Source organism: Streptomyces sp. NPDC043680 (assembly GCF_056436685.1).
In genome coordinates, this window is record NZ_JBWKCE010000008.1 from 104835 (window position 1) to 125904 (window position 21070).

Here is a 21070-nt window from a genome sequence, read left to right on the forward strand (position 1 = left end):
CGATGTTCCGCGCCGGACAGAAAGTCGTGTCACGGGTGTTACCCCGAAGTAACCGCGGCTGCTTGTATGACGGCGTCGATCTCTCTCTCCCCCCCCCCGCAGGAATGACGGAGACCCCATGCTGCACACCTCGCACGGCCGCTCCCGTGTCGCCGCCGCGGCCGTGGCGGCGATGGCCGCCGGAGCGCTGACCGTCGCCGGCGCCCCCGCCGCCACCGCGTCGGAGCGCGCCACCGCCCCCCGGCTCAGCGTCCTGACGTACAACACGTTCCTGATGAGCAAGAACCTCTATCCCAACTGGGGTCAGGACCACCGGGCTTCGGAGATCCCCAAGGCCTCCTTCTTCCAGGGGCACGACGTGGTCGTGCTCCAGGAGGCCTTCGACAACGGGGCCTCGGACGCCCTGAAGGCCAATGCCTCGGCCCGGTACCCGTACCAGACCCCGGTCGTCGGCCGCAGCAAGAGCGGCTGGGACGCCACGGGCGGCGCCTACTCCTCCACCACCCCGGAGGACGGCGGCGTCACCGTGCTCAGCAAGTGGCCGATCCTGCGCAAGGAGCAGGTCGTCTACAAGGACGCCTGCGGCGCCGACTGGTGGTCCAACAAGGGCTTCGCCTACGTGGTGCTGAACGTGAACGGCACCAGGGTCCACGTGGTGGGCACCCACGCGCAGTCCACCGACTCGGGCTGCGCCGCGGGCGAGGCGGCCGAGATGCGCGCCCGCCAGTTCAGGGCGATCGACGCCTTCCTGGACGGCAAGAACATCCCGGCCGGCGAACAGGTCATCGTCGCGGGCGACATGAACGTCGATTCCCGCAGCCCCGAGTTCGCCTCGATGCTCGCCAACGCCGACCTCGCCGACTCGGACACGCGCACCGGCCACCCGTACTCCTTCGACACCGCGCTGAACTCGATCGCCCACTACCGCTACCCGAGCGACCCGCGCGAGGACCTGGACTACGTCCTCTACCGCAAGGGCAACGCCCGCCCGGCGGGCTGGGAGAACAACGTGGTCAAGGAGGAGTCGGCACCCTGGACGGTCTCCAGCTGGGGCACCTCCTACACCTACGCCAACCTCTCGGACCACTACCCGCTGATCGGCAGGTAGCACCCGGCCCCGCCGCACCCGGCCCGTCCACCGGGTGCGGCGGCTCCTCGCACGCAGCCCCGGCCGACGTCAGTCCGCCGCGTACGGCTCTGCGTACAGGGCCTCGATCAGCGCGCCGTACTTCTCCCGCACCACCCGGCGGCGCAGCTTGAGCGAGGGCGTCAACTCCCCCGACTCCGGGCCCCATTCCTCGGCCAGCAGCCGGTACCGCTTGATCTGCTCGGTGCGGTTGAGGCGGGCGTTCGCGGCCTCGACGGCGCGGGCCACCTCCTCCTGCACGGCCGGGTGGCGGACGAGCAGGTCGGGGGAAGCGGCCTCGATGCCCCGGGCCGCGGCCCAGGCGGGGGCCATCTCCGGGTCCAGGACCAAAAGGGCGACCAGGTAGGAGCGGCCGTCTCCGTGCACCAGGGCCTGGCCGATCAGCGGGTGCTCCTTGACGGTGTTCTCCACCAGGGCCGGCGAGACGTTCTTCCCGGTCGAGGTGATGATCAGCTCCTTCTTGCGGTCGGTGAGTCAGAGGAAGCCGTCCTCGTCGATCCGGCCGATGTCCCCGGTGGCGAACCAGCCGTCGCCGTCGTGCGCGCGCTCCAGCGAGCCGTCCGGGCGCAGGTAGCCCGCGAAGACGGTCTCGCCCCGCGCGAGGATCTCCCCGTCTTCCGCGAGCCGCAGTTCCAGCCCCTCGATCGGGCGTCCGACGGAGCCGAGCCGGAAGCCGTCCGGGCTGTTGACGGTGCACACGCCGGAGGTCTCGGTGAGCCCCCAGGCGTCCATGATGGTGATCCCCCAGCCCGCCCAGAACCGGACCACGTCGATCGGCATCGGGGCGGTCGCGCTGGCGGTCCACAGCAGCCGGTCCAGCCCCGCCCGGCCCAGCAGCGGGTCCAGCACCCGCTGCTTGACCTCCGCGTACGAGGCTTCGAGCGCTGCCGGAACCTGCTCTCCGCGCTCCCGGTGGCCGGCCCGGGCGCGGGCGACGTCGTTCGCGGCCTCGATGGCCTCCCGCTGCCCGGCCGGAAGCCGGGACAGCACCGCGCGGACGGACGCGGCGAGTTTCTCCCACACCCGGGGCACGCCGAAGAACTGCACCGGACGCAGTTCGCGGACGGCGGGCGCCACGGCGGCCGGGTCGGCGACGAGGCGTACGTGGGCGGCCCGCAGCAGCGGCAGGTAGATGCCGAGGATCCGCTCGGCGATGTGCGCGAAGGGCAGGTAGCAGATGTGCTCGGCGTGCTCGGGCAGTTCCACCCGCCGGTCGAGGCGGACGGACTGGAGCAGGATGTTGCGGTGGGTGAGCCGGACCCCCTTGGGGTCGCCGGTCGTGCCCGAGGTGTAGACGACGGTGAGCGGGTCCTCGGGGCGGGCCTCCCGCCATGCCTTCTCGAAGGCGTCGGCGCGGTGCATCCGGGCGCCGCTCGCGTAGAGGGAGCCGTACGTACCGTGCGGGCTCCCGGCGGCCAGGCTGTCGGCCTCGGCCACGACCAGCCGCTCCAGCGGCACGGTGGCGTCGGCGAGCAGCGGTTCCCACCGGGCGAGTTCTCGGGCGCCTTCGATGACGGCGAACCGGGCCCGGCTGTGCCGGGCGATGTGGGCGATCTGCTCGGGCGCGGAGGTCCCGTACACGGTGACGGGGACGGCGCCGAGGTGGACGAGGGCGAGGTCGCTGAGCCAGTGCTCGGGGCGGTTGCCCATCATGATCAGGACGTGTTCGCCGCGTTCGATGCCGAGCGCGGCGTACCCGGAGGCGAGGACGGCCACCTTGCGGCGGACCTCCGACCAGGTGAGCGTCGTCCAGTCGGCCTCGCCGGTGCGCCACGAGAGGGCCGGCAGCTCGGCGTGTTCGGCGGCGTTGCGGGCGAGCAGGGCGGGGAGGGTGAGCTCTTCGGCGGGTCCGGGCAGTCGCAGGTTCGTGGTCATGGGCAGCTCCTGGCCGTTTCACATCGTTGGTGCGACAGCAATACTGTTGAAGCTGTACCGAGGCTGTACCGGCTGCACTGCGCGCGCAGCAGAGAGCGAGGCGGAGACCATGACCACCCAGGCACCCGGGCCCGCGCTCACCGTCGACGAGCTCGCCGCCCGGGCGGGTGTGACCGTCCGCACCGTACGGTTCTACAGCACCCGCGGCCTTTTGCCCCCTCCCGTGATCGGACCCCGTCGGGTGGGCCACTACGGCCCCGAGCACGTGTCGCGGCTCGCCCTGATCGAGGAGTTGCAGCACCAGGGCATGACGCTGTCGGCCATCCAGCGCTACCTGGACGCCCTGCCGGACGACCTGAGCGCCCACGACCTGGCGATCCACCGGGCGCTGGTGGCCACGTGGGCCCCCGACTCGGCGTTGGAGTCCTCCCGGGAGGAGCTGGAGAAGCGAGCGGGGCGGCCGCTGACCGAAGGTGATCTGCGGCGCCTGACGGCGATGAACGTGGTGGCCCCGAGCGCTGAGGGCTTCCGGGTGGACGTGGGGCTGCTGCGGCTGGGCGTCGCGCTGCTCGACGTGCCGATCGCCCACGAGACGATCCTCGTCGCGCGCAAGGTGCTGCTGGAGCACGCACGGACGGCGGCGCACGAGCTGACCGCGCTGTTCCGGGACGAGGTGTGGGGGCCGTTCACGCAGGGCGAGAGCGATCCGGAGCGGGTGGAGTCCATGAAGGCACTGTCCGCGCACATGCAGCCGATGGTGGTGCAGGCGCTGGTGACCGCCTTCCAGCGGTCGTTGAAGGAGGAACTGCGGGCGGCGTTCGTCTCGGAGCCGGCAGAGGACTGATGACGGCCCGGCCCCCGCTGCCCGCGCGGGGCCGGGCCGTGCTCGGTACGCTGAAGAGGAATCCCCGCGTCCGCCCATCCTTTCTCGATCGAGCGGTTCCCGGCCGCGACGGTCCGTCGACGATTCCGCCGCTCGACGTGGCACCGCTCCCTGCGCGCACCGGGCGGGTGACATCTGCATGGACCTCAACACCATCACCGACGTCGTGCGGCGGCCTTCCGACCGGCCGGGCGCCGACTGGCAGGCGGGAGACGCCTGGCTCGCCGGCGGCACCTGGCTGTTCTCCACCGAACAGCCGGACCTGCGCCGACTGTTCGACCTGACCGCACTGCCCTGGGATCCCCTCGTACCGAGCGCCGCGGGCCTGGAGATCGGCGCGACGTGCACCATCCGCGACCTGCACGCCTTCGTACCGCCGCGCGACTGGCTCGCGGGCGGCCTGCTCGCGAGCGCCTGCGAGGCGTTCCTGTCCTCGTTCAAGGTCTGGAACGCGGCCACCGTGGGCGGCAACATCTGCATGTCCCTGCCCGCCGGTCCGATGATCACGCTGACGGTCGCGCTGGAGGCACGGTACGAGCTGTGGGCCGCCGACGGGTCCGTGCGCACCGTCGACGCCCTCCGCTTCGTGACCGGCGACCACCGCAACGTCCTCGCCCCCGGGGAAGTGCTGCGCCGCGTCGAAATCCCGGCGCGCGCCCTGCGCAAACGCGCCGTGCACCGCCGGTTCTCGCTGACCCGCCTCGGCCGTTCGACCGTGTTCCTCATCGGTACGCAGACACCCGGGACGAGCGATCTGCTGCTCACCGTCACCGCAGGCACCACACGGCCCGTCCGCCTCGCCTTCGACACCATGCCCGATGCCGGGACCCTGAGGCAGAGCATCGACGCCGTCCCCGCCGACGTCTGGTTCGCCGACCCCAACGGGACGCCAGACCACCGTCGCCACCTGACACGGCACTTCGCCGAGGAGATCCGCGGCGAACTCATGGCCGGGAGTTCGCCATGACCTACCGCGTGAACGGCAGGAGGTTCGACGAAGAGCCGGCACCGGGCCAGTGTCTGCGCACCTTCCTGCGGGCGCTCGGCCACTACGGCGTCAAGAAGGGCTGCGACGCGGGCGACTGCGGTGCCTGCACGGTGTGGCTGGACGGCACCCCGGTGCACAGCTGCATCACCCCGGCCTTCCGCGCGGAAGACCGTGAGGTGACGACGATCGAGGGGCTCGGCTCCCCCGGCGACCTGCATCCGGTACAGCGCCGGTTCCGGGACGCCCCCGGGTTCCAGTGCGGCTTCTGCACCGCCGGGATGATCATGACCGCTGCGACGTTCACCGAGGACCAGAAGAGGGACCTGCCACGGGCGTTGAAGGGCAACCTCTGCCGCTGCACCGGCTACCGGGCGATCGAGGACGCCGTGAACGGTGTCGTCGGCGTGCAGACGGCCGCACCCGGGAAAGCCGTGGGCACGAGCGTCGGCGCACCGGCGGCCGAGGACGTGGTGACCGGCCGGGCCGAGTTCACGATGGACACCCGGATGGAGGGCATGCTGCACCTGAAAGTGCTGCACTCGCCCCACGCGCACGCCCGGATCGTCTCGATCGACAAGAGCGCCGCGCTGGCGGTCCCCGGCGTGCACCGCGTCTACACCTGGGAGGACGTGCCGCGCAGGCGCTTCACCACGGCGATCCACACCGACCACCTCGTGGACCCGGACGACACCTACATCCTCGACGACAGGGTCCGCTTCGTCGGCCAGCGCGTCGCCGTCGTCCTCGCCGACACGGTCGGGGCGGCGGAGGAGGGCTGCCGGAGGCTGGCCGTGGAGTACGAGGTGCTGCCCGCGGTCTTCGACCCCGAGGCGGCCATGGCCGACGGGGCGCCGCAACTGCACGGTTCGGAGGACCCGTTCGTCCACGACTGCGTCCACAACCTGCTGCTGGAGATCCATTCGCACATCGGCGACGTCGACGCCGGATTCGCCGCGGCCGACGTGGTCCACGAGGGCACGTACTCCTCACCGCGCGTACAGCACGCGCACCTGGAGACCCACGGCTCGATCGCGTGGATGGAGGACGGCGTGCTGAACGTCCGCACCAGTTCGCAGTCGCCGTCGATCGCGAAGGTCAAACTGGCCTATCTGTTCGCGCTGCGCCCGGACCAGCTGCGCGTGTTCTGCAAGCGCGTCGGCGGCGGCTTCGGCGGCAAGCAGGAGGTCATCTCGGAGGACCTCGTCGCGCTCGCCGCCCTGGACACCGAGCGGCCCGTCTGCCTGGAGTACACGCGTGAGGAGGAGTTCACCACGGCTTCGCCGCGGCACCCGATGAAGCTGACGGTCAAGCTCGGCGCCAAGGCGGACGGCACGCTCACGGCGTTCCAGGTGCGCAACGTGTCCAACACGGGCGCCTACGGCAACCACGGCGGCGAAACGCTCTACGCAGGCGGCGCCGCCGTCATGATCTACCGGTGCCCCAACAAGAGGTACGACGCGTACTCCGTCTACACCAACACCGTTCCGAGCGGGGCGCTTCGCGGGTACGGGATGACCCAGCCGGCCTTCGCCGTGGAATCGGCGATGGACGAGCTGGCCCTCGCCCTGCACATGGACCCGCTCGCACTGCGGCGCCGCAACATCGTGCGTCCCGGCGATCCGCTCGTCGCGATGCACGAGGGCCCCGACGACGTGACGTTCAACGAGGACGGGCTCGGCAAGTGCATCGACCTCGTGGCCGGCGAGCTGGCCCGTACGGCCGATCAGCCGTCCCCCGGCCCCGAGTGGCTGGTGGGGGTCGGCGTGGCGAGTTCGCTGCACGAGACCGCGCCCCCGACGGAGCACATCTCCGAAGCCTGGATCACGCTCGGCGACGACCTCGTGTACGAACTGGCCGTCGGAACCGTGGAATTCGGCGAGGGCACCTCGACCGCGCACGTGCAGATCGCGGCCGGCCAGCTGGGTACGACACCGTCGCGGATCCGCCTGGTCCAGTCCGACACCGACCGCACGGGCTTCGACACCGGCGCCTTCGCGAGTGCCGGGCTGTTCGTGGCGGGCAACGCGGTGCTCCGGGCGGCCAACGCGGTACGCGACCGCATCCTGGAGTTCGCCGCCGCGCACACGGGCGTCCACGTCGTGATGTGCTCGATGGACGACGACCACGTCATGTGCGGGGACGAGCGCGTCCCGCTCGCCGAGCTGGTCGCCCTGGCCCGGGCGCGCGGCATCCGGTTCACCGCCGCGCGCAAGGCATACGGCTCGCCCCGCAGCGTCACCTCCAACACCCAAGGTTTCCGGGTCGCCGTCCACCGGGTGACGGGCGAGATCCGCATCCTGTACAGCGTCCAGGCGACCGACGCCGGTGTGGTCATCAACCCCGAGCAGGTGCGCGGACAGGTGGACGGCGGTGTCGCCCAGGGCATCGGATTCGCGCTGACCGAGAACTTCCAGGTCGACGCGGACGGTGTCATGGTCAACCCGAACCTCCGCAACTACCGGATCCCCACCTACGCCGACGTGCCCCGCACCGACGTGCTGCTCGTGGGCTCGTCGGACTCCGTCGGGCCGATGCGGGCGAAGGGGATGGCGGAATGCTGCATCAACCCGGTGGCCCCGGCGCTGGCGAACGCGCTCCGCGATGCCACCGGCATCCGATGTCGCGAGCTGCCCCTCACCCCGGAGCGGATCTACAGCCTGCTGGGTGAGAGCCGGGCGGCGCGGACGGGCCCGGGACGATGACGGCCGAGAAGCCCGCGGACGCGGCGCAGGCCGCGGAGGCGGCGGCCACGGTCATCATCGGCCGCAAGGTCCGGCCGGGCAAGGAGCAGGAGTACGAGAAGTGGCAGGAGGACGTCAACGCCGCCGCCGCCCGGTACCCCGGACACCTCGGAGCGGAAGTCTCCCCGCCCACGGCCCTGCAACCCGACTGGGTGGTCGTCTACCGCTTCGACTCGGTCGCCCACCTCCAGGCGTGGATGAACGGCGCCACTCGGCAGCGGCTCCTCGACGCCGGCGAGAAGCTCTTCGACGGCCCCGCGACCCAGCAGGTGATCAGCGGCGGCACGCAGCCGACGGACCCGCTCGTGACCGTCGTGGTGACCCATCGCGTCCGCCCCGACCACATCGACGACTTCCTCGACTGGCAGCGCCGTATGAGCCAGGAGGAGAGCAGGTTCGAAGGCTTCCGCGGCACCGAGATCTTCCGCCCCGTCGAGGGCCTGCAGGACGAATGGACCACCCTGTACCGCTACGACAACGCCGAGCACCTCGACGCCTGGCTGACCTCGGACAAGCGGCGGCAAGTCCTCGCCGAGGGGGAGAAGTTCGACGACTTCAGACTGCGCACGATCGACAACTCGTTCGGCAGCTGGTTCGCCTTCGAGGAGAACGGCAGGGAAGCGCCGCCCCCCTCGGAGACCAAGACCTCCATCGCGGTCTGGGTCGGCCTGTACCCGACCGTCGTGCTCCTGGCACTCGCCCTGTCGCCGCTGAAGTGGCCGATCTGGCTCGGACTGCTCGTGGGCAACCTGCTGTCGAGCTTCATGATGAGCTTCGTCACGATGCCGTACTACGTGAACCCGCTGCTCAGGCGGTGGCTGCGGCCCTCGCCGGACGAGTCGAGGGCGCGCACCAACCTGCTCGGCCTCGGCATCGTCGCCGCGGCGATGGCGTTCTGGGTCGTCGTCTTCTACCTCATCACGCGGCAGTTCTGGACCCTGCCCTGAACGGGATGCCGCACAGCAGGAAGGCCGGCCGGAGGCATCCGGCCGGCCTTCCCGGCAACCCGGTCACCGGGTCACCGAGGTCGCCGCGCTAGTCGGCGTACGTCTCCCCGCGCTCGGCCTTCGCGATCAGCGAGACCGGCGGGGTGAACCGCTCGCCGTACTGGGCTGCCAGCTCACGCGCCCGGGCCACGAATCCCGGCAGGCCGCCCTCGTAGCCGTTGATGTACTGGATCACACCGCCGGTCCAGGCCGGGAAGCCGATCCCCATGATGGAGCCGATGTTGGCGTCGGCGATCGAGGTCAGGACGCCCTCGTCGAGGCAGCGGACGGTGTCCAGCGCCTCGGAGAAGAGCATCCGCTCCTTCATGTCCTCGAAGGGGATGTCGGCGTCCGGCTTGGCGAAGTGCTCGCGCAGCCCGGGCCAGATGCGCGTGCGCTTGCCCGCCTCGTCGTACTCGTAGAAACCGGCCCCGCCGCTGCGCCCCGGGCGGTCGAACTCGTCGACCATCCGGTCGATGACCGTGTCGGCGGGGTGGGCGGTCCACTCCCGGCCCTCGGCCTCGAAGGCCTTGCGGGTCTCGTTGCGGATCTTGCGCGGGAGGGTCAGCGTGAGCTCGTCCATGAGGGACAGCACCTTCGCCGGGTAGCCGGCCTGCGCCGCGGCCTGTTCGATCGAGGCGGGCTCGATGCCCTCGCCGACCATGGCCACGCCCTCGTTGATGAACTGGCCGATGACGCGCGAGGTGAAGAAGCCGCGCGAGTCGTTGACCACGATCGGCGTCTTGTTGATCTGCCGCACGAGGTCGAAGGCTCGGGCGATGGCCTCGTCGCCGGTGCGCTCCCCCTTGATGATCTCCACGAGCGGCATCTTGTCGACGGGCGAGAAGAAGTGCAGGCCGATGAAGTCGGCGGGGCGCCTCACCCCTTCCGCGAGCCCGGTGATGGGCAGCGTGGAGGTGTTGGAGCAGAGCAGCGCGTCCGGGGCGATCACGTCCTGGATCTCCTGGAACACCCGGTGCTTGAGCGCGGTGTCCTCGAAGACCGCCTCGATCACGGCGTCGCAGCCCGCGAGGTCGGCCGCGTCGGCGGTCGGGGTGATCCGGGCCAGCAGCTCGGCGCGCTTGGCCTCGGTCGTACGGCCGCGCGAGAGCGCCTTGTCGAGCAGCTTCTCGGAGTACGCCTTGCCCTTGGCCGCGGCCTCGGGGGTGACGTCCTTGAGCACGACCTCGATGCCCGCGCGGGCGCAGGAGTAGGCGATGCCCGCGCCCATCATGCCGGCGCCGAGGACGGCGACCTTCGTGACCTTGCGCGGCTCGATGCCCTGGGGGCGGCTGCGGCCGGCGTTGACGGCCTGGAGGTCGAAGAAGAACGCCTGGATCATGTTCTTGGCGGTCTGCCCGGTGACCAGCTCGGTGAAGTAGCGGGCCTCGATGGTCAGCGCCGTCTCGAAGTCCACCTGGGCGCCCTCGACGGCGCAGGCGAGGATGTTGCGCGGCGCCGGGTACGGGGCCCCGTTCAGCTGCTTCTTCAGGTTGGCGGGGAACGCCGGGAGGTTGGCGGCGAACCGCGGGTTGGAGGGCGTACCGCCCGGGATCTTGTAGCCGGGGACGTCCCAGGGCTGGTGCGACTCGGGGTTCGCGTCGATGAAGGCACGGGCCTTGGCCAGCATCTCCTCGGGCGTGGCGGCCAGTTCGTGGACGAGGCCGTTCTCCAGGGCGCGCCGGGGGTCGTACTGGGTGCCCTGGAGCAGCACCTTGAGCAGCGCGTCGGCGATGCCCATCAGGCGCACGGTACGGGTGACGCCGCCGCCGGCCGGGAGCAGGCCGAGGGTGACCTCGGGCAGGCCGATCTTCGAGCCGGGCGCGTCGAGGGCGATCCGGTGGTGGGAGGCCAGGCAGATCTCGTAGCCGCCGCCGAGGGCGGCGCCGTTGATGGCGGCGACGACCGGCTTGCCGAGGGTCTCGATGCGGCGCAGCGAGGCCTTGATCTCGGTGCCGGTGTCGAAGGCCAGCCGGGCGTCCTCGGGGCGCAGCCGGATCATGTCCTTGAGGTCGCCGCCCGCGAAGAAGGTCTTCTTGGCGGAGGTGAAGATGATGCCCCGGATGGAGTCCTTCTCGGCCTCGGCGCGGTCGGCGACGGCCGCGATGGAGTCCTTGAAGGCCTGGTTCATGGTGTTGGCGGACTGGTCGGGGTCGTCGAGGACCAGGGTGACGACGCCGGTCTCGTCCTGCTCCCAGCGGATCGTGGTGGACTCGCTCATGTTCGCTACTTCCGTGTCGGGGGTGGGCTCGGGTGCAGGACGGGTTCAGAGGCGTTCGACGACGGTGGCCACGCCCATGCCGCCGCCGACGCAGAGGGTGGCGAGGCCGTAGCGCTTGTCCTGGCGCTCCAGTTCGTCGACGAGGGTGCCGAGGATCATCGCGCCGGTGGCGCCGAGCGGGTGGCCCAGCGCGATGGCGCCGCCGTTGACGTTGACCTTGTCGAGGGAGACGCCCATGTCCTTGACGAAGCGCAGGACGACGCCGGCGAAGGCTTCGTTGATCTCGATCAGGTCGATGTCGTCGATGGTCAGGCCTGCCTTGGCGAGGGCCTTGCGGGTGGCCGGGGCGGGGCCGGTGAGCATGATGGTGGGCTCGGAGCCCGACACGGCGGCCGAGACGATCCGGGCGCGCGGGGTCAGGCCGGCCCGCTCCCCCGCCTCGCGGGAGCCGATGGCGACGAGCGAGGCGCCGTCGACGATGCCCGAGGAGTTGCCCGCATGGTGGACGTGGTCGATCTTCTCGACCCAGTGGTACTTCTGGAGGGCGACGGCGTCGAAGCCGCCGAGCTCGCCGATGTCCGCGAAGGAGGGCTTCAGCTTGGCGAGGGTGTCGGCCGTCGTGCCCGGGCGGATGAACTCGTCGTGGTCCAGGACGACCAGGCCGTTGCGGTCGGTGACCGGGACCACGGACTTCGCGAAGCGGCCCTCCTTGACGGCCGTGGCGGCGCGCTCCTGGGACAGGGCGGCGTACTCGTCCACGTCGCGCCGCGAGAAGCCCTCGATGGTGGCGATCAGGTCGGCGCCGATGCCCTGGGGGACGAAGTTGACGTCCCAGTTCGTCATCGGGTCGTTGAACCAGGCCCCGCCGTCGGAGGCCATCGGGACCCGGGACATGGACTCCACGCCGCCCGCGAGGACCAGGTCCTCCCAGCCGGAGCGGACCTTCGCGGCGGCCAGGTTGACCGCCTCCAGGCCCGAGGCGCAGAAGCGGTTCTCCTGCACACCGGCCACCGTGTCCGGGAGGCCGGCGGCGATGGCCGCGATCCGGGCGATGTCGGAGCCCTGGTCGCCGACCGGGCCGACGACACCGAGGACGATGTCGTCGATGGCGGCCGGGTCGAGTCCGGGGTTGCGCTCGCGCAGGGCGTGGATCAGGCCGACCACCAGGTCGATCGGCTTGGTGCCGTGCAGGGATCCGTTGGCCTTGCCGCGGCCGCGCGGCGTGCGGATCGCGTCGTACACGTACGCTTCGGTGCTCACTGTTCAAGCCTTTCGAGGGAAGGTTCAGCCGGTCGTGCCGGCCGGCCGGTGGTGCCGGTCTCAGCCGAGCAGGGAACGACCGATGATCTCCTTCATGATCTCGGTCGTACCGCCGTAAATGGTCTGGATGCGGCCGTCCGTGTAGGCCCGTGCGACCGGGTATTCGCTCATGTAGCCGTATCCGCCGTGCAGTTGCAGGCAGCGGTCGGCGACCCGCTTCTGGAGTTCGGTCGCCCACCACTTGGCCATCGAGGCGTGGACGTGGTCCAGCTCGCCGTTCGAGTGGTCGACGATGCAGCGGTCCAGGAAGGTGCGGGTGACGGCGCACTCGGTGGCCATCTCCGCGATCTCGAACCGGACGTGCTGGAGCTTGGAAAGGGGCCGGCCGAAGGCCTCGCGCTCCTTGACGTACCGCGTGGTGATCTCCAGCAGGTGTTCGGCGGCGGCGATGCCGGCCATCGCGATGCCCATCCGCTCCTGCGCGAGGTTGGTCATCAGGTGGACGAAGGCCCCGTTCAGCTCGCCGAGCAGGTTCTCCTTGGGGACGCGTACGTCGTGGAAGAACAGCTCGGCGGTGTCCTGTGCCTTCTGGCCGATCTTGTCGAGGTTGCGGCCGCGCTCGAAGCCTTCCGTGCCGCGCTCGACGACCAGCAGCGACAGACCGTGCGCCCCGCCCTCGGGGGTTGTCTTGGCGACCACGATCACCAGGTCCGCCAGGATGCCGTTGGAGATGAAGGTCTTCGACCCGTTGAGGACCCAGTGGTCCCCGCGGTCCTCGGCGCTCGTCCGGATGCCCTGGAGGTCCGAGCCCGCGCCCGGCTCGGTCATCGCGATCGCGGTGATGGTCTCGCCCGAGCAGAATCCGGGCAGCCAGCGCCGCTTCTGCTCCTCGGTGGTCAGCGAGGTCAGGTACGGCCCGATGATGTCGTTGTGCAGGCCGATCGCGAGTCCGGGCGCACCCGCCCGGGTGAACTCCTCCGCGATCACCGCGGCGTAGCGGAAGTCGGTGTTCCCACCGCCCCCGTACTCCTCGGGGACGGCCAGCCCCAGCAGGCCCTGGCGGCCGGCGGCCCGCCAGGCCTCGCGGCTGACGATGCCGTCCTTCTCCCATTGCTCGTAGTGCGGCAGCACCTCCTTGGCGAGGAAGGTGCGGACGGTCTCGCGGAACGCCTCGTGGTCGGCGTCGAAGATGCGGCGTTGCATCGGGGCCCCCTAGAGCCAGCTCTTGACGGTTTCGATCAGTCGGGCCGGCTCGGGGCCGACGGGCGTGACGTTGAGCATGGTGACCCCCGCCTCGCGGAAGGCCTCGACCCGCTCGCGTACGTAACTCTCCGGCCCGCACAGCGTCATGAGCTCGCAGAACTCGTCGGGGACGGCGGCGGCCGCGTCGCGCTTGCGCCCGGAGAGGTAGAGCTCCTGGATCTTCCGGGCCTCCTCCTCGTAGCCGTAGGCGACGGCCAGGTCGTTGTAGAAGTTCTTGCCGACCGCACCCATCCCGCCGACGTACAGGGCGATCTGGGGGCGGGCCCGGTCCCGCACGGCGGCGGCGTCCTCGCCGATCGCCAGCAGCCCGCCCGCGACGGTTTCGAGCGGTGCGAGCTCCGGGGCGCGCCGGGCGGCGCCCTCGGCGAGGGAGGCCCCCCACACGGCGCCGGCCTTCTCGGGGATGTAGAGCGTGGGCAGCCAGCCGTCCGCGATCTCCGCGGTCATCCGCACGTTCGCCGGGCCGAGCGAGGCGATGTAGACGGGGACGCGGTCGCGGACCGGGCGGGTGAGGAGCTTCAGCGGCTTGCCGTGCCGGCCGCCCTTCTCGGGCGGCAGCGGCATGTCGGTGATGCCGTGGTGGTCGATGGTCTCGCGCCGCCAGATGCGCCGGCACAGCTCGACCGTCTCGCGGGTCCGGCCGAGGGGCCGGTCGTACGGTTTGCCGTGCCAGCCTTCGACGACCTGCGGGCCGGAGGCCCCCAGGCCCAGCAGCGCCCGGCCGCCGGACATGGCGTCCAGGGCGGCCGCCGTCTGGGCGATGAGGGCGGGGGTGCGGGAGTAGACGTTGAGGATCGCGGAGCCGATCTTCATCCGCTCGGTGCGGGCCGCCAGGTATCCCATGATCGTCGGGGAGTCGAAGCCCCACGCCTCGGCGACCCACACCGCGTCGAGCCCGGCCGACTCCAGCGCCGCCGCCTCGTCGGCGGCCCGGCGCGGGTCCGTGGCGTAGTCGAGCATCATGGACAGTTCCATCAGGCGTCCTCACCCTTCCCGAGCAGGCCCGGCACGTCCCAGTCGCGGGCCACGGATGCGGTGTCGGCTCCCGGTCGGGCCGGGCCGGAGGTGACGGCGCCGGGGGTCGCGGAGAAGCGGGGCGCCGGCGCCGGCTGGGTGATCCCGCCGAAGTCGGTGAAGGTGGCGCGGGCGGCCAGGTGGGGGTGGTGCGGGGCCTCGCCCAGGGACAGCACCGGCGCCACGCAGGCATCCGTGCCCTCGAAGACCGCCGTCCACTCCGCGCGCGTACGGGACTTGAAACGCGCGGCGACGGCCTCGCGCAGCTCCCCCCAGCGGGCCAGGTCCTTGCGGGCGGGGGCCCGGTCCTTGATGCCGAGCAGCTCCACGAAGGTGTCGTAGAACTGCTGCTCCAGCGCTCCGACCGCCATGTACCGGCCGTCGGAGGTCTCGTAGGTGCCGTAGAAGGGGCAGCCGCCGTCGAGCAGGTTGGCTCCGCGGCGGTCCTGCCAGCCGCCGGCCGCCATCATGCCGTGGATCATGGCGGTGAGGTGGGCGGTGCCGTCGACGATGGCCGCGTCGACGACCTGGCCGGTCCCGTCGGGGGTGCGGGCGTGCTGGAGGGCGGCGAGGACGCCGATGACCAGGTAGAGGGAGCCGCCCGCGTAGTCGCCGACGAGGTTGGCGGGGACGGCCGGGGGTCCGTCCGGCTCGCCGATCATGCCGAGGGCGCCGGTGACGGCGATGTAGGCGATGTCGTGTCCCGCCGTGTGGGCGAGCGGGCCGTCCTGGCCCCAGCCGGTCATCCGGCCGTAGACCAGCTTCGGGTTCCGGGCGTGGCAGTCGGCCGGGCCGACGCCGAGCCGCTCGGCCACCCCGGGGCGGAAGCCCTCGATGAGGACATCGGCCCGCGCCGCCAGGTCCAGTACGCGGGCGCGGCCCTCGGGGGACTTCAGGTCGACCAGCACGGAGCGCTTGTTGCGGTTGGTGACGTCGTAGGCGGGGTCGATCGCGAGGCCGCCTCCGCCCGGGCGGTCCACCCGGACCACGTCCGCCCCCAGGTCGGCGAGGAGCATGGCGGCGAACGGGCCGGGCCCGATGCCCGCGAGTTCGACGACGCGCACGCCCGCGAGCGGGCCCTTGCCTGTCACTGCCATCGAACCCCCAGCATCCCGTAGCCGACCGCGCTTTGTGACACAACTGATGTAACACCAGTGATGCTAGGAACGTGTTCCACTTCGCACAAGAGCAAGCGCTTAGCCGTTTGACGCGTTTCGGGCGTCGAGCTCCTTCAGGTGCCGCTTGAGGGCCACCGTCCGGTAGCTCTCCTCCACCCATTCGCACAGCACCTCCACGGACGGCGCCCCCTCCTCCCCGAGCGGCAGGGAGACCCAGCCGGCCCGGCCCAGCCCGTACCCGGTCGGCTCCGCCCCCGGGGCGGTCATCGCGTGGCCGTGCAGGGCCTCGTCCTTGAGCTTCACGGAGAGACCGGGTGCGCCGGGGCCGTCGGCGTTCCCCAGGAAGACGAAGATCTTCTTGTTGACCTTCACCACGCAGTCCTCCGGGCCCCACGGGTACTCCTCGACCGCCTCCGGCAGGCCCCGGGCGAACGCCCGCACCGCCTCCCACTTGCGCACCGCAGCCTTCATGGACGCCTCCGCTCACCGCAGGTCGCGGCCTGCGCTCGCCGACAGTCGATCCCACGTTAGGGCCTGGCCCGGACACCGGTCGGGCAACCGGACCGAAGGCCTGCGGCGGGCGCGCCCCGCCGCCGCGGAAACCCCTGCGAAGGGGCGCCCGGGGCCTATGTACTCTGGGCGGGCTTCCGGCCCTGATCAAGGGCCGCACAGACATCACGTGGGGGGACTCGGTGTCTCATCGCCGAATCGCAGCAACCGCCGCCGTTCTCGCGGCCGGCATATCTCTCGTACCGGGCACGGCCCACGCGGCCGACGGCCCGGCGGACGGCAAGGCGCACGGGGTCAGCGCGCCCGACCTGGCCGCGGCCAAGGCCAAGGCATCGCAGCTTCCGACCTTCACCAGCCCGGCGGGCCGCGCCGTGAAGTCGGCCGCCCCGGCGTCCGGCGGTTCCAAGGCCACCGCGCAGGCGCAGGGCGCAGCCGCCGCCACCGAACCGACGTACACGGTCGCGCTGAAGGGCAAGGCCACCAGCGCCCACGGGATCTCGCTGGAGACCAGCGTCACGGGCGACCCCGGCCAGAGCCTCTCGGTCACCATCGACTGGGGCGACAACGGGTGGAAGCAGAGCTTCGGCGTCAGCGGATCCCGTGTGGAGACGATGCCCCACGGTTACGCCGAAGTGGGCACGTACCTGATCACGGTCACGGTCGAGGACACCTCCGCCCAGACCTCGGTCACCAACACGCTCACCGTCACCACCGCCGGTTCCGACTACACCCCGTACGGCCCGACCCGCCTGCTGGACACCCGCGACGGGACCGGCGCCCCGCAGCACAAGGTCGCCCCGTACAGCCCGGTCCGCGTGAAGATCGGCGGCAACGGGGGCATCCCGGCCGGCGTGACCGCCGTGGCCCTCAACGTCACGGTCACCGGCACCACCAGCGGGGGCCACGTCACGGCGTACGCCAGCGGCGGCACGCTCCCCACCACGTCGAACGTCAACTTCGCCCCGGGACAGACCGTCCCGAACCTGGTCATCGTGCCGGTCGGAGCCGACGGCTACGTCAACCTCTACAACGGCGGCTGGGAGTCGATCGACCTGATCGCCGACGTCGCGGGGTACTTCACGCACACCGCGTCCAGCGGCTACACCCCGATGGCGCCCGCCCGCTTCGTCGACACGCGCTCGGGTCTCGGCACCGCCAAGGGCCAGCTGTCCGGCTACGGCACCTTCAGCACCCAGATCACCGGTCTGCGCGGCGTCGGCGCGAACGCCACGGCCGTGGCGCTGAACGTGACGGTCACCAATCCCCGGAGCGCCGGTCACCTGACCGTCTATCCGAGCGGGCAGTCGGCGCCCACCGCCTCCAACGTGAACTTCACGGCCGGCCAGACCATCGCCAACTCGGTGATCGTCCCCGTCGGCCCGGACGGCAAGATCAGTGTCCGCAACGGCGGCTGGAACCCGGCCGACGTCATCGTCGACGTCGTCGGCTACTACAGCCCGACCAGCACGAGCGCGTACCGGCCCACGGAGCCCTTCCGACTGCTCGACACCCGCGACTCGAACGACTGGGCCTGGGGTCCGCTGGGCGGCCGCGGCTACGTCTACATGCCCCTGGGCTCGAAGTACCCCAACGACAGGGGGTACGTGCTGAACACCACGGTGACCAACACCCGGGACAACGGCTACCTCGCCGTCACCCCGGACCCGAACACGAAGGAGGCGTACGACAACGGCTGGGACGTCTGGCCGCCCGAGCCCACGTCGTCCAACCTGAACTGGACCGTCGGCAAGACCGTCCCGAACCTGGTCCAGGCGAGCACCGGCTCCACCGGGGTCATCGACTTCTGGAACCAGAGCGACGGCGACATCGACCTCATCGTGGACATGTTCGGCTTCTACGAGGACAACTGAACCTCCCGCAAGCCCTGTTCACAGCGCCCCGGAAGCGGCCTCCACGCCGCTCCCGGGGCGCTGCCCGCTGTGGCGCGGGCCACAGGGCGGGGGCCCGTGAGCGGCCGCTCAGGAGCTATGTACTCTGAGCGGGCTTTCAGCCCTGCTCAACGGGCTCATGAACCATAGGGGGCTCGGTGTCATACCGCCGACTCGCAGCATCGGCCGCCGTCTTCGCGGCCGGCATTTCTCTCATACCGGGCATGGCCCACGCGGACGGTGCCCCGGCCGACGGCAAGGCCCACGGCGTCAGCACGCCCGACCTGGCCGAGGCCGGCCTGTCGAAGGGCGCCAAGTTCACCAGCCCCGCCTCGAAGTCGACCCGGCAGACCCTGCCGGCCACCAAGAGCAGGACGGCCGCCCCGCAGACCCTGGCCGCGGACGGCGCCACCGCCACCACCGCCGGCAACCCGACCCTCGCGGTCGCCCTGGAAGCCTTCGGCTTCAGCGCGCACGGCATCGAGCTGGACAGCTCCATCACCAGCGCGGACACCCCGCTCGACGTGTCCGTCGCCTGGGGCGACGGCACCACGACCCCGGCCACGGCCAACGGCACCGAGCTCGTGGTGTCCGAGCACACCTACGCCGAGGTCGGCACCTACACGGTCAAGGTGACCGTGACGGACAAGGCCAACAACACCTCCGTCACCAACGAGGTCGCGGTCAGCACGGCCGGCTCCGACTACACCCCGTACGGCCCCACCCGCCTCCTGGACACCCGGAGCGGTACGGGCGCCCCCAAGGCCAAGGTCGCCCCGTACACCTCCTCGCGGCTGAAGGTCGGCGGCAACGGCGGCATTCCGGCCGGCGTCACGGCGGTCGTCCTCAACGTCACCGTCACCAACACCAGCAGCGGCGGCCACATCACCGCCTTCGCCGACGGCGACGAGCGTCCGACCACCTCGAACGTCAACTTCGCCCCGGGACAGACCGTCCCGAACCTGGTCATCGTGCCGGTCGGCGAGAACGGCTACGTGGACCTCTACAACGGCGGCTGGGAGTCGGTCGACCTGATCGCCGACGTCACCGGCTACTTCACGAACACCGCGTCCAGCGGCTACACCCCGCTGACGCCGGCCCGCTTCGTCGACACCCGCTCCGGCCTCGGCACCGCCAAGGGCCAGCTCGCCGGCTACGGCAGCTTCAGCACCCAGATCAGCGGCGTGGGCCAGGTGCCCGCTTCCGGCGTCACGGCCGTGGCGCTGAACGTGACGGTCACCAACCCCCGGAGCGACGGCCACCTGACCGTCTACCCGAGCGGACAGTCGGCGCCCACCGCCTCCAACGTGAACTTCACGGCCGGCCAGACCATCGCCAACTCGGTGATCGTCCCCGTCGGCCCGGACGGCAAGATCAGCGTCCGCAACGGCGGCTGGAACCCCGCCGACGTCATCGTCGACGTCGTCGGCTACTACAGCCCCAAGAGCACCAGCGCCTACATCCCCTTCGCGCCCGACCGCGCCATCGACACGCGGGACGACAACGAGGGCCCGCTGGACGGCCGCAACTACATCTGGGCGGACCTCGCGGTCGGGCAGCCCGACATCAAGGGCTTCGTGCTGAACACCACCGTGACCAACACGAAGGACACCGGCTTCCTCGCCGTCACGCCCGACCCGAACTCGATGGAGGCCTACGAGGGCGACACGGCCGTCCGGCCGGCCGAGCCCAGCTCCTCCACCCTGAACTGGACCGTGGGCAAGACCGTCCCGAACCTGGTCCAGGCCGGTACCGGGGCCAACGGCATCGTCGACTTCTGGAACATGAGCTTCGGCGACATCGACCTCATCGTCGACGTCTTCGGCATGTACCAGGACAACTGAACCACCGGTAAGCCCTGATCACCGCGCCCCGGGAACGGCCTCCACGCCGGCCCCGGGGCGCCGGTCGTAAACCGACCGCCCCACGCTAGCCTCAGCCACCAACAGTGAGCTGGGAGGAGCCGTGATGAACGAAGAGGTCCAACAGACCGACCGGGCCCGCGAGCGGACATACGACATCGTGCTCTTCGGCGCGACCGGCTTCGTCGGGGCGCTGACCGCCGCCTACCTCGCCGCGCACGCGCCCGCCGACTGCCGGTGGGCCCTCGCCGGACGCGACCCCGGCAAGCTGGAGCGGCTGCGCGAACAGCTCGCCGCGCTCGATCCGGCCTGCGCGAACCTGCCGCTGCTCCGGGCGGACGCGGCGGATCCGGGCGCCGTGCGGGAGCTGGCCGCCTCCACCCGCGTCCTGGCCACGACCGTCGGCCCGTACGTCCTCTACGGGGCAGAGCTCGTCGCCGCCTGTGCCCGGGCGGGCACGGACTACGTGGACCTCACCGGCGAGCCGGAGTTCGTGGACCGGACGTACGTCGCGCACGACGCCCGCGCCCGCGAGACCGGCGCCCGGCTGGTGCACGCCTGCGGCTTCGACTCGATCCCGGCCGACCTGGGCGCGTACTTCACCGTGGGGCAGCTGCCGCAGGGGGTCCCCCTCCAGGTGGACGGCTTCATGCGGTCCAACGCCCTCTTCTCGGGCGGCACCCTGGCCTCCGCCCTCACCGCGATGGGCCGCGGGCCGCAGACCCTGGCCGCGGCCCGCGAGCGGCGGCTGCACGAGCCCCGGCTGCACGGCCGGCGGGCACGGGGCCCCCTGGGGGCGCCGCGGTTCAGCCGGGAGACCGGCACCTGGGCCGTGCCGCTGCCGACGCTGGACGCCCGGATCGTGACCCGCTCGGCAGCCGCGCTGGAGCGGTACGGCCCGGATTTCCGCTACCGGCAGTACGCCTCGGTCAAGCACCTCCCAATCGCCGTGGGCGGTACGGCGGCGGTGGGCGCGACGGCGGCCCTGGCCCAGGTCCCGGCAGCGCGGCGGTGGCTGATGAACCGCTGGGAACCGGGCCAGGGCCCGGACGCGGAGCGGCGCGCCCGCAGCTGGTTCACCGTCCGCTTCGTCGGCGAGGGCGGTGGCCGCCGGGTGTTCACCGAGGTCTCCGGCGGCGACCCGGGCTACGGGGAGACCGCCAAGATGCTGGCCGAGTCGGCCCTGTGCCTGGCCTACGACGCCCTGCCGCAGCGGGCCGGCCAGCTCACCACCGCCGTCGCGATGGGCGACGCCCTGCTGGACCGGCTCCAGAAGGCGGGGATCCGCTTCCGGGTGGCCCACGTACGGTGAG

At 71.4% G+C, this 21070-nt stretch carries 14 protein-coding genes and 1 pseudogene; 8 read left to right on the top strand and 7 right to left on the bottom strand.

All coding sequences use genetic code 11. The features are described 5' to 3' along the window. The first annotated feature begins 118 nt into the window (after positions 1 to 118). Positions 119 to 1108, top strand: a complete 990-nt coding sequence (gene sph / locus AC0666_RS18505) for a sphingomyelin phosphodiesterase (RefSeq protein ID WP_468968969.1) — start codon at positions 119 to 121, stop codon at positions 1106 to 1108. A gap of 69 nt (positions 1109 to 1177) precedes the next feature. On the opposite strand, the pseudogene AC0666_RS18510 reads toward sph, so the two are convergent. After that, a pseudogene (locus AC0666_RS18510) lies at positions 1178 to 3022 on the bottom strand (AMP-dependent synthetase/ligase). A gap of 109 nt (positions 3023 to 3131) precedes the next feature. On the opposite strand from AC0666_RS18510, the gene AC0666_RS18515 reads away from it, so the two are divergent. The 4 genes from AC0666_RS18515 (at position 3132) to AC0666_RS18530 (ending at position 8581) form a co-directional block, all read left to right on the top strand. After that, on the top strand, positions 3132 to 3866 hold the full coding sequence (locus tag AC0666_RS18515) for a MerR family transcriptional regulator (RefSeq protein WP_468968963.1): 735 nt from the start codon (positions 3132 to 3134) through the stop codon (positions 3864 to 3866). 178 nt (positions 3867 to 4044) lie between these two features. After that, positions 4045 to 4872 carry an FAD binding domain-containing protein gene (locus AC0666_RS18520; protein WP_468968961.1) on the top strand — a complete coding sequence of 276 codons (828 nt, stop codon included), beginning with the start codon at positions 4045 to 4047 and terminating at the stop codon, positions 4870 to 4872. Next, positions 4869 to 7595, top strand: coding sequence for a molybdopterin-dependent oxidoreductase (locus AC0666_RS18525; protein ID WP_478707943.1), 2727 nt, complete (start codon positions 4869 to 4871; stop codon positions 7593 to 7595). Before AC0666_RS18520 ends, AC0666_RS18525 begins: the two co-directional genes overlap by 4 nt. After that, positions 7592 to 8581 carry an antibiotic biosynthesis monooxygenase gene (locus AC0666_RS18530; RefSeq protein ID WP_478707944.1) on the top strand — a complete coding sequence of 330 codons (990 nt, stop codon included), beginning with the start codon at positions 7592 to 7594 and terminating at the stop codon, positions 8579 to 8581. Before AC0666_RS18525 ends, AC0666_RS18530 begins: the two co-directional genes overlap by 4 nt. An 88-nt stretch (positions 8582 to 8669) precedes the next feature. Here the strand turns inward: AC0666_RS18530 and AC0666_RS18535 are convergent, their stop codons facing one another. From AC0666_RS18535 to AC0666_RS18560, 6 genes are all read right to left on the bottom strand, one after another. After that, entirely contained in the window at positions 8670 to 10841 is a 2172-nt protein-coding gene (locus tag AC0666_RS18535; protein ID WP_468968953.1) for a 3-hydroxyacyl-CoA dehydrogenase NAD-binding domain-containing protein, read from the bottom strand. 45 nt (positions 10842 to 10886) lie between these two features. Next, entirely contained in the window at positions 10887 to 12101 is a 1215-nt protein-coding gene (locus tag AC0666_RS18540) for an acetyl-CoA C-acetyltransferase (RefSeq protein WP_468580871.1), read from the bottom strand. 60 nt (positions 12102 to 12161) lie between these two features. Continuing rightward, positions 12162 to 13304 (bottom strand): acyl-CoA dehydrogenase family protein, encoded by a 1143-nt coding sequence (locus AC0666_RS18545; protein WP_468968949.1) that lies wholly within the window; start codon positions 13302 to 13304, stop codon positions 12162 to 12164. A 9-nt stretch (positions 13305 to 13313) separates the two neighbouring features. Beyond that, positions 13314 to 14339, bottom strand: a complete 1026-nt coding sequence (locus AC0666_RS18550) for an LLM class F420-dependent oxidoreductase (RefSeq protein ID WP_468580874.1) — start codon at positions 14337 to 14339, stop codon at positions 13314 to 13316. Then, positions 14339 to 15475 carry a CaiB/BaiF CoA transferase family protein gene (locus tag AC0666_RS18555; RefSeq protein ID WP_468968946.1) on the bottom strand — a complete coding sequence of 379 codons (1137 nt, stop codon included), beginning with the start codon at positions 15473 to 15475 and terminating at the stop codon, positions 14339 to 14341. The genes AC0666_RS18550 and AC0666_RS18555 overlap by 1 nt, the downstream gene beginning before the upstream one ends. A gap of 99 nt (positions 15476 to 15574) precedes the next feature. Continuing rightward, positions 15575 to 15967 carry an MmcQ/YjbR family DNA-binding protein gene (locus AC0666_RS18560; RefSeq protein ID WP_468580877.1) on the bottom strand — a complete coding sequence of 131 codons (393 nt, stop codon included), beginning with the start codon at positions 15965 to 15967 and terminating at the stop codon, positions 15575 to 15577. A 221-nt stretch (positions 15968 to 16188) separates the two neighbouring features. Here AC0666_RS18560 and AC0666_RS18565 point away from each other — a divergent pair, with 221 nt between their 5' ends. The 3 genes from AC0666_RS18565 to AC0666_RS18575 all read left to right on the top strand — a co-directional run bounded on the left by AC0666_RS18565 (position 16189) and on the right by AC0666_RS18575 (position 21069). Next, entirely contained in the window at positions 16189 to 17877 is a 1689-nt protein-coding gene (locus tag AC0666_RS18565) for a hypothetical protein (RefSeq protein ID WP_478707945.1), read from the top strand. A 242-nt stretch (positions 17878 to 18119) separates the two neighbouring features. Continuing rightward, the gene (locus AC0666_RS18570) at positions 18120 to 19739 is read left to right on the top strand and encodes a PKD domain-containing protein (protein WP_468968939.1); all 1620 of its coding nucleotides are present in this window, start codon (positions 18120 to 18122) and stop codon (positions 19737 to 19739) included. A 124-nt stretch (positions 19740 to 19863) separates the two neighbouring features. After that, positions 19864 to 21069 (top strand): saccharopine dehydrogenase family protein, encoded by a 1206-nt coding sequence (locus tag AC0666_RS18575; RefSeq protein ID WP_468968936.1) that lies wholly within the window; start codon positions 19864 to 19866, stop codon positions 21067 to 21069. The last annotated feature ends 1 nt before the right edge of the window (position 21070 follow it).

Bases quoted from the DNA above. Each gene is read 5' to 3' on its own strand.
- sph (WP_468968969.1), top strand. From the start codon at position 119: ATGCTGCACACCTCGCACGGCCGCTCCCGTGTCGCCGCCGCGGCCGTG.
- AC0666_RS18515 (WP_468968963.1), top strand. From the start codon at position 3,132: ATGACCACCCAGGCACCCGGGCCCGCGCTCACCGTCGACGAGCTCGCC.
- AC0666_RS18520 (WP_468968961.1), top strand. From the start codon at position 4,045: ATGGACCTCAACACCATCACCGACGTCGTGCGGCGGCCTTCCGACCGG.
- AC0666_RS18525 (WP_478707943.1), top strand. From the start codon at position 4,869: ATGACCTACCGCGTGAACGGCAGGAGGTTCGACGAAGAGCCGGCACCG.
- AC0666_RS18530 (WP_478707944.1), top strand. From the start codon at position 7,592: ATGACGGCCGAGAAGCCCGCGGACGCGGCGCAGGCCGCGGAGGCGGCG.
- AC0666_RS18535 (WP_468968953.1), bottom strand. From the start codon at position 10,841: ATGAGCGAGTCCACCACGATCCGCTGGGAGCAGGACGAGACCGGCGTC.
- AC0666_RS18545 (WP_468968949.1), bottom strand. From the start codon at position 13,304: ATGCAACGCCGCATCTTCGACGCCGACCACGAGGCGTTCCGCGAGACC.
- AC0666_RS18550 (WP_468580874.1), bottom strand. From the start codon at position 14,339: ATGGAACTGTCCATGATGCTCGACTACGCCACGGACCCGCGCCGGGCC.
- AC0666_RS18555 (WP_468968946.1), bottom strand. From the start codon at position 15,475: ATGGCAGTGACAGGCAAGGGCCCGCTCGCGGGCGTGCGCGTCGTCGAA.
- AC0666_RS18560 (WP_468580877.1), bottom strand. From the start codon at position 15,967: ATGAAGGCTGCGGTGCGCAAGTGGGAGGCGGTGCGGGCGTTCGCCCGG.
- AC0666_RS18570 (WP_468968939.1), top strand. From the start codon at position 18,120: ATGGCCCACGCGGACGGTGCCCCGGCCGACGGCAAGGCCCACGGCGTC.
- AC0666_RS18575 (WP_468968936.1), top strand. From the start codon at position 19,864: ATGAACGAAGAGGTCCAACAGACCGACCGGGCCCGCGAGCGGACATAC.